Source organism: Methylomagnum ishizawai (genome assembly GCF_900155475.1).
In the GTDB taxonomy this organism is placed as follows: Bacteria; Pseudomonadota; Gammaproteobacteria; order Methylococcales; family Methylococcaceae; genus Methylomagnum; species Methylomagnum ishizawai_A.
The window spans coordinates 3951607-3966588 of the sequence record NZ_FXAM01000001.1 but is presented as its reverse complement, the minus strand read 5'-3'; the positions used below and the strand labels follow the sequence as shown (position 1 = coordinate 3966588).

At 63.7% G+C, this 14982-nt stretch carries 14 protein-coding genes; 12 read left to right on the top strand and 2 right to left on the bottom strand.

The genetic code is table 11. The features are described 5' to 3' along the window. The first annotated feature begins 24 nt into the window (after positions 1 to 24). The 5 genes from B9N93_RS17705 to B9N93_RS17685 all read left to right on the top strand — a co-directional run bounded on the left by B9N93_RS17705 (position 25) and on the right by B9N93_RS17685 (position 5152). Positions 25 to 1677 (top strand): nitrite/sulfite reductase, encoded by a 1653-nt coding sequence (locus B9N93_RS17705; protein WP_085215562.1) that lies wholly within the window; start codon positions 25 to 27, stop codon positions 1675 to 1677. Beyond that, the gene (locus B9N93_RS17700) at positions 1664 to 2143 is read left to right on the top strand and encodes a DUF934 domain-containing protein (RefSeq protein ID WP_085215561.1); all 480 of its coding nucleotides are present in this window, start codon (positions 1664 to 1666) and stop codon (positions 2141 to 2143) included. The genes B9N93_RS17705 and B9N93_RS17700 overlap by 14 nt, the downstream gene beginning before the upstream one ends. Before the next feature lie 150 nt (positions 2144 to 2293). Then, positions 2294 to 2848 carry a lipid-binding SYLF domain-containing protein gene (locus B9N93_RS17695; RefSeq protein ID WP_085215560.1) on the top strand — a complete coding sequence of 185 codons (555 nt, stop codon included), beginning with the start codon at positions 2294 to 2296 and terminating at the stop codon, positions 2846 to 2848. Between the two features lie 41 nt (positions 2849 to 2889). After that, positions 2890 to 3309 (top strand): putative lipoprotein, encoded by a 420-nt coding sequence (locus tag B9N93_RS17690; RefSeq protein ID WP_085215559.1) that lies wholly within the window; start codon positions 2890 to 2892, stop codon positions 3307 to 3309. A 40-nt stretch (positions 3310 to 3349) separates the two neighbouring features. Continuing rightward, entirely contained in the window at positions 3350 to 5152 is a 1803-nt protein-coding gene (locus B9N93_RS17685) for a hypothetical protein (RefSeq protein ID WP_125469048.1), read from the top strand. A gap of 34 nt (positions 5153 to 5186) precedes the next feature. Here the strand turns inward: B9N93_RS17685 and B9N93_RS17680 are convergent, their stop codons facing one another. Together B9N93_RS17680 and B9N93_RS17675 are read right to left on the bottom strand one after the other, a co-directional pair. After that, positions 5187 to 6530 (bottom strand): S41 family peptidase, encoded by a 1344-nt coding sequence (locus B9N93_RS17680; RefSeq protein ID WP_085215557.1) that lies wholly within the window; start codon positions 6528 to 6530, stop codon positions 5187 to 5189. Between the two features lie 44 nt (positions 6531 to 6574). After that, complete coding sequence (locus B9N93_RS17675; RefSeq protein WP_085215556.1) at positions 6575 to 7702, bottom strand: murein hydrolase activator EnvC family protein; 1128 nt, start codon at positions 7700 to 7702, stop codon at positions 6575 to 6577. A 258-nt stretch (positions 7703 to 7960) separates the two neighbouring features. On the opposite strand from B9N93_RS17675, the gene B9N93_RS17670 reads away from it, so the two are divergent. From B9N93_RS17670 to B9N93_RS17640, 7 genes are all read left to right on the top strand, one after another. Further along, positions 7961 to 8272, top strand: a complete 312-nt coding sequence (locus B9N93_RS17670; RefSeq protein ID WP_085215555.1) for an ArsR/SmtB family transcription factor — start codon at positions 7961 to 7963, stop codon at positions 8270 to 8272. A 27-nt stretch (positions 8273 to 8299) separates the two neighbouring features. Beyond that, positions 8300 to 8749, top strand: coding sequence for a rhodanese-like domain-containing protein (locus B9N93_RS17665; RefSeq protein WP_085215554.1), 450 nt, complete (start codon positions 8300 to 8302; stop codon positions 8747 to 8749). Between the two features lie 47 nt (positions 8750 to 8796). Then, the gene (gene secB, locus B9N93_RS17660) at positions 8797 to 9267 is read left to right on the top strand and encodes a protein-export chaperone SecB (protein WP_085215553.1); all 471 of its coding nucleotides are present in this window, start codon (positions 8797 to 8799) and stop codon (positions 9265 to 9267) included. Positions 9268 to 9285: 18 nt separating this feature from the next. Continuing rightward, positions 9286 to 10290 carry an NAD(P)H-dependent glycerol-3-phosphate dehydrogenase gene (locus B9N93_RS17655; protein WP_217807367.1) on the top strand — a complete coding sequence of 335 codons (1005 nt, stop codon included), beginning with the start codon at positions 9286 to 9288 and terminating at the stop codon, positions 10288 to 10290. Between the two features lie 142 nt (positions 10291 to 10432). After that, complete coding sequence (locus B9N93_RS17650; protein WP_085215551.1) at positions 10433 to 12205, top strand: type I secretion system permease/ATPase; 1773 nt, start codon at positions 10433 to 10435, stop codon at positions 12203 to 12205. A 21-nt stretch (positions 12206 to 12226) separates the two neighbouring features. Beyond that, positions 12227 to 13555, top strand: a complete 1329-nt coding sequence (locus B9N93_RS17645; protein ID WP_085215550.1) for an HlyD family type I secretion periplasmic adaptor subunit — start codon at positions 12227 to 12229, stop codon at positions 13553 to 13555. Between the two features lie 3 nt (positions 13556 to 13558). Then, positions 13559 to 14896 carry a TolC family protein gene (locus tag B9N93_RS17640; protein ID WP_085215549.1) on the top strand — a complete coding sequence of 446 codons (1338 nt, stop codon included), beginning with the start codon at positions 13559 to 13561 and terminating at the stop codon, positions 14894 to 14896. The last annotated feature ends 86 nt before the right edge of the window (positions 14897 to 14982 follow it).

The window sequence follows — 14982 nt, the reverse complement described above, 5'->3', positions numbered from 1 at the left end:
CCCGGCCGGAACCTGCGAAGGCTTATGTACCACTACGACAACTACGACCAAACCCTGGTGGACGAACGGGTGGCCCAGTTCAAGGGCCAGACCGAGCGTTTCCTGGCGGGGGAATTGACCGAAGAGCAATTCCGCCCGCTCCGCCTCATGAACGGACTCTATATCCAGCGCCACGCGCCCATGCTGCGGGTCGCCATCCCCTACGGCCTCCTGTCCTCGCGCCAACTGCGGATGCTGGCCCAGATCGCCCGCCGCTACGACCAGGGCTACGGCCATTTCACCACCCGCCAGAACATCCAGTACAACTGGCCCAAGCTGGAGGAAGTCCCGGAAATCCTGGAACAACTCGCCACGGTCGAGATGCACGCCATCCAGACCAGCGGCAATTGCATCCGCAACACCACCAGCGACCATTTGGCCGGCGTGGCCCAGGACGAACTGGAAGACCCGCGGCCTTATTGCGAAATCATCCGGCAATGGTCCACCCTGCATCCCGAATTCGCCTTCCTGCCGCGCAAATTCAAGATCGCGGTCAGCGGGGCGCAAAAAGACCGCGCCGCCACCCAGGTCCATGACATCGGCCTGCAATTGGTCAAGGGCGACGACGGCGAAACCGGCTTCGAGGTCTTGGTCGGTGGCGGTTTGGGCCGCACTCCCATCATCGGTGTGATGATCCGCCCGTTCCTGGAAAAGCGGCATCTTTTGTCCTATCTCGAAGCCATCCTCCGGGTTTATAACCGCTATGGTCGCCGCGATAACAAATACAAGGCCCGCATCAAAATCCTGGTCAAGGAACTGGGCCAGGACCAATTCGCCGAACGGGTCGAGGCCGAATGGGCCATGATCCGCGATCAACTCTTGTTGGATCAGGCCGAAATCAACCGGGTGCAGGCGTTCTTCCAGCCCCATCCCTACGCCGAACTGCCCGCCGAGGACGCCATCCTGGCCGCGCACAAGCAATGCGACGCAGCTTTCGCCGCGTGGTTCCGCCACAACAGCGTGGCCCATAAGGTGCCGGGCTACCGCGTGGCCTTCGTGTCGCTGAAACCCCTGGGCATCGCGCCCGGCGATATGACCGACCGCCAGATGGACGCCGTGGCCGACTTGGCCGAGCGCTACAGCTTCGGCGAAATCCGCGTCACCCATACCCAGAACCTGGTGCTGGCCGATGTGCGCCAGTCCGATTTGTACGAGCTATGGCAGGCACTCACGGCGCTGGACCTCGCGACCCCGAATATCGGCACCGCCAGCGATATCATCAGCTGCCCCGGCCTCGATTTCTGCTCGCTGGCCAACGCCACGTCCATCCCCATCGCCAACGGCATCCAGCAGATTTTCGACAGCCTGGATTATCTCTACGACCTGGGCGACCTCCGCATCAATATCTCGGGCTGCATGAACGGCTGCGGCCACCATACCGTGGGCCATATCGGCATCCTGGGCGTCGATAAGAAGGGCGAGGAGTGGTACCAGATCACCCTGGGCGGTTCCTCGGCCAACCAGGCATCCCTGGGCGAACGGCTCGGCCCCGCTATCGCCAAGGAGGATGTGATCCACGCCATGGAGGCGATTTTCCAGACCTACCGCGAACAGCGCCTGGACGACGAGGCTTTCCTCGAAACCGTCCGCCGCGTCGGTATCGAACCTTTCCAGGAGCGCGTCTATGGCGATCATTAAGCATGGCGGGATCATCCCGGACGATTGGCGGCATATCGCCGACGACGAAGCCCTGCCCCCAGGCAAGGCCAGCGTTTCCCTCAAGCGCTGGCAGGCGGAAAAGAGCGAATTGAGCGGCCACGCCGGTTTGGGCGTCCGTCTGGAAGCGGCGGACGCGCCGGAGGATATCGCCGCCGACCTCGCCCGCTTCGATCTCATCGTGTTGGAGCTGGCCCATTTCGCCGACGGGCGGGTGTTCAGCCAAGCGCGGTTACTGCGCGAGCGGTTCGGCTATGCCGGGGAATTGCGGGCCAGGGGCGATTTCCTGCGCGACCAGATGTTTTATCTGGCACGGGTCGGGATCGATGCCTTCGAACTGGCCGAGGGCGTCGATCCCGCCAAGTGGCTGCCCGCGCTGACCGAGTTCAGCGTGACCTATCAGGCGGCGGTGGATAATCCCCTGCCCTTGTACCGGCGCCGGGCGTGATGCCCGCCGTTTGAGAAAAGCCCCCGTTCCGCGAGGAGCGGGGGCTTTTTCGTGGGCGCGGGAAAATCACCGGGGCTGCGTTAAGCCCGCGCTTGAATCCGGTAGAATCGCCATTCGCCCCGCCCGGATTTCAACCAAAGGAGAATTGCCATGAAACCTATCGCCCTGTGGGCTGGATTATTGCTGGCGCTGCTGTTCACCCTGACCGGCTGCCAAACCGGCGGTGGGATCAGTCGGGCCGCCCAACTCGACCGCGACGCCGATTTCGCCCTGAGGAAGCTGTACGACAGTTCGCCCGAAGCCCGCAAATTGGCGGCGCGGGCCAAGGGGATTTTGGTGTTTCCCGATATCGTGAAGGGGGGATTCCTGTTCGGGGCCTACTACGGCGATGGCGTGCTACGCAAGCATGGCCGTACCGTGGGCTATTACAACAACTCGGCGTTTTCCTATGGCTTGCAGGCCGGGGTGCAATCGTTCGGCTACGCGCTGTTCTTCATGAGCGACGGGGCGCTGGGTTATCTGGACCAATCCAACGGCTGGGAAATCGGGGTCGGCCCCAGCATCGTGATCGTCGATGCCGGGATGGCGAAATCGCTGACCACCACCACCTTGCAGCATGATATCTACGGTTTCGTGTTCGACCAGAAAGGTCTGATGGCCGGGCTGGGCTTGCAGGGTTCCAAAATCACCCGTATCAATCCATAAGACCGCGGTCGCCGCGTCCGTTTCCATATTCGGGGTTCACCATGCCGAAGACATTGGTTTTCTTGCTTGCCTGCCTGGCCGCGCTGGCGGCAGGTTGTTCCATTTCGCATTCCATCGGGTCGATTTCGGATTCGGTGGGGTCCATTTCCGGCTCGTCCAGCCCCAAGGACGGGATCGGCAAGGACAAAGTCCCCTACCGCGACGATATCGCCAACCTGACCTATTCCATCGCCGGGTCTTCGCTGGGAGCGCAGGAATTCCCTACCGCCGTGGGCCGGATCGCCATGCAGCACAATATCAGCGATTGGCGGCACGAGAAGGCGACCTATTACGGCATCGGCAAGGGCTTGAAGAAGGCCGGCGTGCCGCAGACCGATATCGACAAGCAGCCTTTCCTCCAGGAAGTGCTGCTGAGCGATAAGAATGCCCAGCGCTATATCCAGGACGGCTATAAGTATTAAACCGGGTGTCCCGCACCGGCGGCGCTGGTTCGCGCCGCTGGTGTCCTGTCTCTTTGGGCTGGTCCCGCCCGTCTTGGCCAGCCCGTCCTCCCTCGGTTTCATCTACATCGATGCCAATGTCGGCGGTTCCAGCGGTGGCCATGCCGCGCTCGGGATCGGGCCGGAGGTCTACCACTTCGAGAACGACCAAGGCTATACCCGGCTGGTGCGCGAAGCGTGGGACCGTTTCCGCTTCGTCTACAACGACCTTGAAAACCGCAATCTCCATCGGGTCGAAGTGCCGCTAGCCCCCGCCGACCTTGAGCGGGTGGCCGACCGGCTGGGTTTGTTGTTGCTGGTGCAAAACCGCCATGTCGAGCAACTCGCCGCCTTGGAACGCGACACGGAATGGCTGGCCGCGCTCCGGGAAGGGCGGCGGTTCGAGATGCGGGGCGTGGGGTTTTTCGCACCGGGGTTGGGGGCGCGGGCTGCTTTGGCCGGATTGCGGGCCGCGCTGGAACGGCGCTACGGCCCGGATTTCGTCCTGCGGGAACGGGAACGGCTGGTCCGGGCGCTCATGGACGTGGCCTATCGCCCGTCGCCGCCGTTGCTCGACGCACCCGCCCCGGATCGTTATCCGCTGTATCCGCCGAGCGCGGCGCGGCGTTGGGAAGACGACTGTTCGCGCTGGCTGGCGTGGCGGGTGGTGCTGGAATCCTGGGGTTTGCGGGCAGGAGCATTGATCGACGCGGCACCGGGCCAACCCTTGTCTGGCGCGGAACGGGCGTGGCTGGTGGCTTACCGGGAACGCCTGGCGGAAGCCATCGTGGCCGATATCGGTGGCGGAACGCCCGAGCGGGGTTTCCCGTTGTTGCTGGCCTTGGCGCGGTATCTGGCGGTGGCCGAATCCCTGGCCCGCGACCAGCTGTTGTTGTTGGATGTCTTGCCGCCGCCCGGTCGGGCCGAAATGTCCACCCCGGTCGAGGGCCAAGCCGGGCCGCTGGGTGCGCTCTTGGGGCGCTTGCGGGACGGATGGCCGGGTTTGCGCCGGGCGGTGTTTGCCCTGGAAGAACCGGACGAGCAGGCTTACAACCAACTCGAACACCAGGCTTCCCAGATCGCCGCAATCCAGCGCGGCCTGGCCGAACGCCAACCCGTCCGCTATGCCCGCCGGGTGGAGCCGCCTTCCGGCTGGGGTGGGGTCGATGCGCCCCGGCCCCGCTGGGAATCCGGCGTCCTGGCGCGGGCGGAACGGGCGGCGCGGGCGCGGGCCGGGCGTTTCCGGGAACAGTTGGAAGCGCTCTATCCCTATGATCTGGTCCGGCGCAATTGCGTGACCGAGTTGGTGCGGGCGGTGGATTCGGCGTTCGCTTCGGAGCCACAGGCGCGGGCGGCGCTGGGCGGTTATCTGGCACCGGGCGAGGACTGGGGTTTCGTGCCGTTCCGGTGGTTCGATCTGGTCCGGCAGCGGTTCCGGGCCGGACCGGTCGCGGTTTTGCCGTCCTATCGCAATCGCAAGCTGGGCCAATTCGCGGCGCTCGGCGCGGGTTGGCCGGTCTTCGCGGCGGAATCCACCACCCTGACTTCCAGCTTCTACCGGATCAAGCCGGGGGACGGCTTGTTCTTGTTGTTCACCGAGGACGTGTTCTGGGCGCGGCCCTTGTACGGGGCGGTCAATCTGGCCTATGGCCTGGGCGGGGCGGCCTTGGGGCTGGTGGCGGGGCCGTTCGACCGGGGGGGATTATTGCGGGAAGGTTTGCGCGGGGCGTTGTTCAGCCTGCCGGAACTGGCGTTCGCGAATATCAGGAAGGGGAGTTTCGAGGGCGTCCGGGATCAGGCCGGGCCGGACGGCGGGAACCCGTAGGCGCGGGCGGAAGTCCGCCCGCGCCTGTCGTGCCTCAGTTTTTCTTGGTCACGGCGGTGCTGCCGCCGCGATGGCGGACGATGTTGATGCCCTTGAGCAGGTTCAGCGCCTCGTTCAAGGGATAATCCTGCAAGGCCAGGGCTTCTTCCTTGTCCTCGGCGCTCTTGGCGTCGTCCTTCTTGGGTTCTTCCTTCTTGGTCTTGTTGTCGAGGTGGTTGACCAAATCGGCTTCCTTGATCGGGGCGAATTCGGATTGCGCCACCGCTTCCAGCTTCACCTTGGAGATCGGCACGTCGGGCGCGATGCCCTCGGCCTGGATCGAGCGGCCCGATGGCGTGTAGTAGCGGGCCGTGGTCAGCTTGACCGCGCCGCCGTTGCTGGTCGGCAGGATGGTCTGCACCGAGCCTTTGCCGAAGGTTTTTTCGCCCATGATGATGGCGCGTTTATGGTCTTGCAGGGCACCGGCCACGATCTCCGAGGCCGAGGCCGAACCGGAATTGATGAGGACCACGATGGGGGCGCCGTTCAGTACGTCGCTGGGCGTGGCGCTGAACCGCATCTTGGAATCCTCGACCCGGCCATCGGTATAGACGATCAGGCCATCGTCCAGGAAGGCGTCGCTGACCGCGACCGCCGCGTTGAGGACGCCGCCGGGATTGTTGCGGAGGTCCAGCACCAGCCCTTTCAATTCGCCGTTCTTGCGGAGGTCGCCGAGGGCTTCGAGGACGTTGTCGCCGGTTTTGGATTGGAAGCTGGTGATGCGGACATAGCCGTAGCCGTCTTCCAGCAAGCGGCTCTTGACGCTTTTCACCTTGATGATGTCGCGCACCAGCTTGATCTTGATCGGCTGTTCCACGCCTTCGCGCACGATGGTCAGCACGATGGGGCTGCCGGGTTCGCCGCGCATGAGCTTGACCGCGTCGTTGAGGCTCATGCCCTTCACCGGCTTGTCGTCGAGGCGGATGATGAGATCGCCGGCCTTGACGCCGGCCTTCTGGGCCGGGGTGTCGTCGATGGGCGAGATCACCTTGACGAAACCGTTCTCCATGCCGACCTCGATCCCCAAGCCCCCGAACTGGCCGGTGGTGCCGACCTTGAGTTCGTTGTATTGCTCCTTGTCGAGATAGGCCGAATGCGGGTCCAGCCCGGTCAACATGCCGCGGATGGCGTCTTCGAGCAGTTTGTCGTCGGTGACGGGCTCGACGTAATCCTGGCGGATACGCCCGTAAACCTCCGAGAAGGTCTTCAATCCCTCGAAAGGAATCGAGTTGACATCGCCCCCGGCTTCTTTCTCGGCCAACGCGCTGCCGCCGAGGCTGATCGTAGCGCCGAGCGCGACGCCTAGGGTAAGGGTTAGAAGATTTCTCTGTCGCAACATAGGTTTTCTCGTCAACAAAAACGCCACGAATTTCACAGGGGCCGTCAATGGGTGCGGTCGCACCACGGCAGGGGGTTGACCGCCCGGCCCTGTTCCCGAATTCCGAAATAAAGGGCGGGTTCCGCCCGGCCGCCGCTGGTGCCGACCGTGGCGATCACCTCGCCCGCCGCCACCCGTTCCCCTACTTCTTTGTTCAAACTTTGATTGTAAGCATAAAGACTCATCACCCCGTCGCCATGATCGACGATGGTGAGCAGGCCATAACCGCGCAGCCAGTCGGAATAGACCACCTGTCCATTGGCGACGGCCCGCACCGGGGTGCCTTCCTCGGCGGCGATCAACAGGCCGTCCCAGCGACCGTTCATCCGGGGGCTGCCGAAGTGTCCGACCAGGCGGCCCTGCACCGGGCAGGTCGGACGGGCGTCGGGGGTGGGGGAGGGCGGGTGGAGGTCGTCATTCCCGGCCGGGGGCGCGGCTTCCAGCGTGGTCAGTAAGTCCCGCAGGTGTTGTTCGTCTTCCTGGAGCCGCCGGAGTTCGGCGTCCTTGTCGCGGAGTTGGTGTTCCAACTGGGCCAGGAGGCCGCGCCGTTGCCGCCTCGAATCTTCCAGCGCGTGGCGTTCTTCGAGGATGTGCTGGCGGGTCTCGTTGAGACGTTGCGTTTCCCGCGAAAGTTCATCGCCCAGGCGTTGGGCGGCGGCCAGTGCGCGGTCGATTTCTTGCAGCAGCGCGGCCCGGGCCAAATTCAAATATCGATAATAGGCTAACACACGCGCGAGCCGGGCGGGTTCTTCTTGGTTCAAGAGGAGTTTGAGCCAATCGCGCTGGCCCAATCCGTAAGCGGCGCGGGCTTGTCCCGCCAGGGCGCGGTGCTGGCGTTCCACCGCGGCCAAGAGGGCGAGGCGTTGGCGCTTGAGGTCTTCCAGGCGCTGGGTTTGTTTGCGGGCTTCGGCTTCCAGCGCCTTGACGGCTTTGAAGGTTTGGCCGTGCTTGCGCTCGATATCGGCCAGTTGTTCGTCGAGCGCGGTTTTTTGGGTTTCCATCTCGTCGCGGGATTTCCGGGCCGAATCGAGGCGTTCCTGGACCGCTTCCAATGCCTGCTGGGGTTCCGCGCCGGCACCGGGTTTGGCGGACAGCGCGAGGCAAAGCAAGGCGAGGATGGGCAGGAGCAACAAAACGGGTCCGCCTCAAAGCGGTTGGGGAGGGGAGGACGCGGTCAGGCGGGAGTTGTTGTCGCCATGGCCGGCCGGGATGGCGGGTTTAGGCGGCTGCGACTTCAAAGTATAATCCCTCGCTTGGTTCAAGCCCGGTGATCCCGGAAACCCGCCGGACACGGCAAATACCAAGGGCGATTCTAACCTTTTTTCGCACGCTCGTCGTCTGCCGTGAAGGTGGTCCGCAGCGTCCACCGCTTACACGATGGGGGGGCATACATGACCGAAACACAGGAAAGGTTGATCACGGAGGAGTCGGATATCGAGCAAGCGGCGAACTGCCTGAAAGCCATGTCCCACCCCTTGCGGCTCAAAATCCTGTGCGTCCTGGGCAAGGACAAGGTCAGCGTCCAGGAGATCGTCGAACAGGTCGGCACCACCCAGAGCAACATTTCCCAACATCTGGGGATACTGCGGAACAAGGGCATCCTCGCCTGTAAGAAAGATGCCAACCGTGTTTACTACTATGTCGATGACCAACGCACCCTACAGTTGATCGAACTGATGAGGGAATTGTTTTGTCACCGCTGATTCCATCCCGTATCGAGAATCCACCCTATGAACGTTACTTTTGATCGGCTCGTTGAATTTATCGGCAATCATTGGATCATGAGCAGCGGGCTGTTTATTGTTATCATCCTGCTGATCCAGGATTTTATCGAGAGCCTGACCCGCAAGCACAAGACCGTTTCACCCATCGAGGCCGTGGCATTGATGAACGACGACCACACCTTGGTGCTGGATGTCCGCGAGCCGAACGAGTTCGACCAGGGCCATATCGAAGGTGCCCGCAACGTCCCCCTGGCGAAGCTCGAAAGCGCCTTGGAACTTGAACCCCATAAGCAAAACCCGGTGATCGTGACCTGCCAGTCGGGCACCCGTTCCCAGCCGGCCTGTAAGCAATTGCTGGCCCAAGGGTTCACCCAGGTGTTCGAGTTGAGCGGCGGTATGTTGGCCTGGGAAGACCAGAAGCTTCCCGTGACCCGGAAACGCGGCGGCAAGAAATAATCCCGCTGAAACCCATCTTTTAACCCCGACATAGGAAAACAAACCCCATGGCCGAAGCAAACGCGCAGCAGCCGGAACGCCAGTTCGCCCTGCAAAAGATTTACATCAAGGATGTTTCGTTCGAGACCCCGCATTCCCCCGAGGTGTTCACCCTCAACTGGGAGCCTAAGGTCGAGTTCAACCTGGCGAGCAATGCCCAGCAGCTTCAGGAAGGTCTGTTCGAGGTCGGTCTGACCGTGACCTTGACCGTGAAGGTCGTCGACAAAACCGCCTATCTGATCGAAATCTGCCAAGCCGGGATTTTTTCGATCCTGGGTTTCCAAGAACAGGAATACGGCCATTTGCTCGGCAGCTATTGCCCCACCGTGCTGTTTCCCTACGCCCGCGAGGCGGTGTCCGATCTGGTCATCAAGGGCGGGTTCCCTCCGATGCTGCTGGCCCCGGTCAATTTCGACGCGCTCTACATGCAGCATCTCCAGCAATTGCAGCAACAGGCGGAAGCCCCGACCAATCATTAAGGCCGGGATTGTCGCGCCATCATGGCTAAGGTATCGGTATTGGGGGCGGGTTCCTGGGGTACCGCGCTGGCGATCTTGCTGGCGCGAAACGGCCACAGGGTCAAACTTTGGGGCCATCATCCCGCCCACGTCGCGGCCCTCCAGGCCGAGCGTCTGAACCGGCGCTATCTGCCTGAAGCCCGCTTCCCCGCGTCCCTCCACCCCGTCGCGGCCCTGCCCGAGGCGGTGGCGGAGTCCGAATTCCTCATCGTTTCCGTGCCCAGCCATGCCTTCGGGGCTTTGCTGGCCGAGGTCCGCCCCCATTTGCCGCCGCGGCCCCGCGTCGCCTGGGCCACCAAGGGTTTGGAATTGGAAAGCGGGCGTTTGCTGCACGAGGTGGCGGCGGCGGTGTTCGGGCCGGAAGCGGCGACGGCGGTATTGTCCGGTCCCACCTTCGCGGCCGAGGTCGCCGCCAACCAACCCACCGCCATGACCGTGGCCTCGAAAAATCCCGAATTCGCGGCGGCCCTGGTCAATCTCCTCCACAACGAGCGGTTCCGCGCCTATAGCAGCGACGATATCGTCGGCGTGCAATTGGGCGGGGCCACCAAGAACGTCCTGGCCATCGCCGCCGGGGTGGCGGATGGCCTGGGTTTCGGGTCCAATGCCCGCGCCGCCCTCATCACCCGCGGCTTGGCGGAAATGACCCGGCTGGGCCTGGCCCTGGGCGGTAAGCCCGAGACCTTCATGGGCCTGGCCGGGGTCGGCGATTTGCTCCTGACCTGCACCGACAACCAATCGCGCAACCGCCGGTTTGGCCTGGGCCTGGGCTGGGGTGAATCGAGGGCGGAGGTCGCCGCCCGCATCGGCCAGGAGATCGAAGGCATTCCCACGGCCAAGATTCTCCATGGCCTAGCCCGGAGCCATGGCATCGAGATGCCGATCACCGAACAGACCTACAGGATTCTTTACGAAGGACTCGCCCCCTTGGAAGCGGTACGGAACCTCCTGATCCGGGAACCCAAGTCCGAAGCCTGGGCTTGACCGGGGGCAGCCCCGCAATCCCCGCTATGCTTTCCAGGAGGATCGACAAGGATGTCCCCCCCGGCCAAGGCCGCCGCGCTCCGGCCACGGCCTTCCCGAACCTGGTTGATCCATCGATATAAAGCACGGAGTTCCGGCATCCATGACCCCATCCCAAGGCAGCGGTCGGTCCAGTTTCGCGGAATCCGACCTGGGCAAGGCGTTCGCGGCCTGCAAAGGCTCGTTCCTGTTCGCCGGCTTCTTCAGCCTGTTCGTCAACTTGCTGTTGCTGGTGCCGTCGTTCTACATGATGGCGGTCTACGACAAGGTCATCAGCAGCGGCAGCGAATCCACCCTCTACATGCTCACCTTGATTACCGTGTTCCTGTTCCTGGTGATGGGCGGGTTGGAATGGGTGCGCTCGCAAATCCTGATTTCCACCAGTACCCGGCTGGATCAATTGCTGGGCAACCGGGTGTTCGATTCGGTGTTCGCCCAGGCGCTGGCGACCGGCGGGCGGATGGCGACCGCCCAGCCTTTGGGCGATTTGCTGCAACTGCGCCAATTCCTGACCGGGCCGGGCTTGTTCGCTTTTTTCGACGCGCCGTGGATGCCGATCTATCTGGTGTTGATGTTCCTGTTCCATTGGGCCTTCGGCGTGCTGGCGGTGGTGTCCGCCATCGTCCTGGGCGTGCTGGCGGTGTGGAACGAACTCGCCACCCGCTCCCATCTGGAACAGGCCAACCGCGAAGCGGCGGAGGCTAGCCAATTCACCCAGCGCAACCTCCGCAACGCCGAGGTGATCGAGGCCATGGGCATGCACGAGCCGCTGCGCGCCCGCTGGCAACAGAAACAGATGAAGATGCTGTCCCTGCAAGGCCAGGCCAGCGCCAAGGCCGGCTTGATTAGCATGCTGGGGAAAACCTACCGCCTCACCATCCAATCGCTGGCCTTGGGTTTGGGCGCGTATCTGGCCTTGCACAAGGAAATCACGCCGGGCCTGATGATCGGCGGTTCGATCCTGCTGGGCCGGGCCTTGGCGCCTTTGGACCTGATGATCAGCAATTGGCGCGGCTTCCTCACCGCCCGCGAAGCCTATCACCGGCTCGACCGTTTGCTGGCGGCAGTGCCGGAGCGCGAACCCCCCATGCCCTTGCCCGCCCCGCGAGGCCGCATCGCCCTGGAACAACTGGTCATCGTCCCGCCCGGTGCCCAGGAGGCGGTCATCAAGGGGATCAACCTGGTGCTGGAACCCGGCACCCAACTCGCCATCATCGGACCCAGCGCCGCCGGCAAATCGACCCTGGTGCGCGGCATCCTGGGGCTATACCGTCCGGCCAAGGGCTGTGTGCGGCTGGACGGGGCCGATATCCTGCACTGGGACCGTCGGCAACTCGGCCAATACATCGGTTATCTGCCGCAGGATGTGGAATTGCTGGACGGCACGGTCAGCGAGAACATCGCCCGCTTCGGCGAGATCGATCCGGAAAAAGTGGTCGCCGCCGCCAGGGCCGCCGGTATCCACGACATGATCCTGCGCCTGCCGCAGGGCTACGATACCCGGCTGCTCGGTAACGGCGGCGTGTTGTCGGCGGGGCAACAGCAGCGCTTGGGGCTGGCCCGCGCCCTGCACGGCGATCCCCGCGTCGTCATTTTGGACGAACCCAATTCCAACCTCGACCAAGCCGGCGACATGGCTTTGATCGCCACCCTGGCCGAACTCAAGCGCCAGGGCAAGACCGTGATCATCATCACCCACCGCACCAATATGCTGGCCCAGGTGGACAATGTGCTGATGCTGGTCGATGGGCAGGTGGCCCTGTGCGGTCCCAGGGACGAGGTGCTCGCCAAATTGAACCAAGCCCAACAGCCCCAGCCAACAGCCCAACCGCGCCCGGTCCAGCCCGCCCGCATCGGGCAGGCCGCTTCCTCCTAATCCCGCAGCGAACCCCAGCCCATGTCATCCGTACTTAATACGACCCCGGCCTTGCCCGACGACGACCGTCCCGCCCGCCGTATCGGTCTCGCCACCGTGCTGCTGGTGTTCGGCGTGTTCGGCGGCTGGGCGGCCCTGGCCCCCCTGGACAGCGCCGCCCTGGCCCCCGGCGTCATCACGGTGGAAAGCTACCGCAAGACCGTCCAGCACCTCGAAGGCGGCATCATCGAGACCCTCCAGGTCCGCGACGGCGAAACGGTGAAGAAGGACCAGGTCCTCGTGACCCTCGACAACACCCAGCCCAAGGCCCAGCTCGAAGTGCTGCGCGGCGAATACTATATCGCCGCCGCCCGCGAGGCCCGTTTGGTGGCCCAGCGCGATGGGCTGGCCGGGGTGGCCTATCCCCAGGATTTGCTGGTCCACCGCGACGATCCCAGGGTGCAGGACGCCATCCGGGTGCAGAGCCAGACCTTCGCGGTGCGGAAAACCGCCCACGAGGGCGAGATCGCCGTCTATCGTCGCCAAGTCGAGCAATTGAAGGCCAAGGCCAACGGCCTGAACTCCCAGCGCCAGAGCCGCGAGCGCTTGGTCGAGTCCTATCGTGGCGAATTGAAGGATTATGCCAGCCTGTTGGAAGAAGGCTTCACCGAGAAGCAGAAGGTCCGCGAATTGGAGCGCAGCCTGGCCCAGAGCGAGGGCCAATTGGGCGAATTGGTGGCCGATGTCGCCGCCACCGAACTCCAGATCAGCGAGACCGAACTCAAAATCCTGCAATTGAAAAAGGAATTGCAGCGCGAGGTCGCCAAGGAACTGGTCGAGGTCCAGGCCCAGAGCTTCGAGCTACGCGAGAAAATCCAATCGGTGGAGGCCACCGTGCAGCGCACCGTCATCAAGGCGCCCGAAGCCGGGATGGTCATGGGGCTGGCGGTGCATACCCTGGGCGCGGTGATCCCGCCCGGCGGCCATATCCTCGACATCGTGCCGCAGAACGAAAAGCTGATCGTCGAGGCCCGCGTCTCCCCCAACGATATCGACCGGGTCAAGGTGGGGCAACAGGCCGAAATCCGCTTCACCGCCTTCAAATCCAGGGAAACTCCCAAGATCGACGGCAAGCTCGCCAGCCTGTCCGCCGACCGCTTGGTCGACGAGCGCCAGCCGGAGGCCATGCCCTACTATCTGGCACGGGTCGAGGTGTCGCCGGAGGGGTTGAAGGATTTGGCCGGCCAGCATCTGGAACTGGTGCCGGGGATGCCCGCCGAGGTCCTCATCAACACCGGGGCGCGGACCTTGTTGGAATACCTCACCCGCCCGCTCACCGACACCTTCGCCCGTTCCTTCATCGAGGATTGAGCCTTGCGTAGCCTTTACCCGAGTTTGGTCCTGGCGTTGTGGGCGGGGCTGGCCCAGGCCGCGGGGCCGGTGGACCTGCTGCAATTGTACGAACAGACCCTCGCCACCAACCCGGTGCTGAAGGGCAAGGAATACACCATCGACCAGGCCCATGCCCAGCGCGACCAAGCCCTGAGCAAGCTGTTGCCGCAGGTGATGGCGGTCGGCAATTACAGTTGGAACGAGTTCCGCCAGGACCGCGGCAGCCGCTTCCCCGGCTACACCGTGGACGGCTACGCGGGTATGCGCGGGGTGATCCAGGCCCGGCAGGCGTTGTTCGATCTGCCGTCCTACCTGGGCTATCAAAGCGCCGGTGCCTCGATCCAACAGACCGAGCAGGAATTGGAGGCGGTGCGGATGGCGACCACTGCCGATCTGATCGACCGCTATTTCATGGTGCTGGAGGCGGTGGACGAGATGAGCTATGTCGAGGGCGAGAAGGCGCTGACCACCAGCGAGATGCAGCGCATCCGCAGGATGTACGAGCGGCAGATGGCGATGGTGACCGATCTCTACGAGGTCGAAGCCTATTACCAGACCCTCCTGACCCGCGAGATCGAGGTCGGCAACGCCAAGGCCGTGGCCTTGGAAAAGCTGCGCGAAACCACCGGGATGCCGGTGCCCGACTTGGCCCCCCTCGCCCGTGACCGCCTGCCGGAGGTGCCGGGGCAGGTGGACGAATGGGTGCGTGAGGCCAACACCAACCATCCCGCCCTCAAGGCTTTGCAATACGCCCTCGATGCCGCCGAGACCGCGATAGGCAGCGCCCGCGCCCAGCATTTGCCGCAATTGTCCTTGCAACTGTCCGAAATCTATTCCGACAACCAGGGCTACGACAACCGTCCGATTGGGCGCTACAACTCGGCCAGCGTCGGGGTGCAGCTCAACGTGCCGATCTATTCCGGCGGGGAGATCGAGGCCGCGGCGAAGGAGGCGGTGGCGCGTTATCAGACCACCCAGGAAAAGCGGGTGGAACGCCAGCGCGAAATCGACAAGGAAGTCCGCACCGCCTACCTCAACGCCCGCACTGGCCGGGCCAAGGTGGATTCCACCGCCAAGGAGATCGAGTTCCGCGAAAAGGCCCGCGTGGCCCAGGAAAAGAGCTACGAACTCGGGGTCGCCACCATCGTGGCCTTGCTTGAATCCAAGAAGAACCTGCTCAAGGCCCGGTTCGAATATGCCGGGGCGCGGTACGACTATATCCGGTCCTTGGTGGCTTTGCGGCTGTGGAGCGGCTCCCTGTCCCTGCGCGATATCGAGGACATCAACGGCTGGCTGGCCGGGGCCAAGCCCAAGCGCTAGCGCATTTTCGGTTTGGGGGTACGCCCAGCCTGAGGGTGGGCCTCCTCGGGCGCGGGCCGTGGATCCGCCGTTGGGGAGGTCGTGCG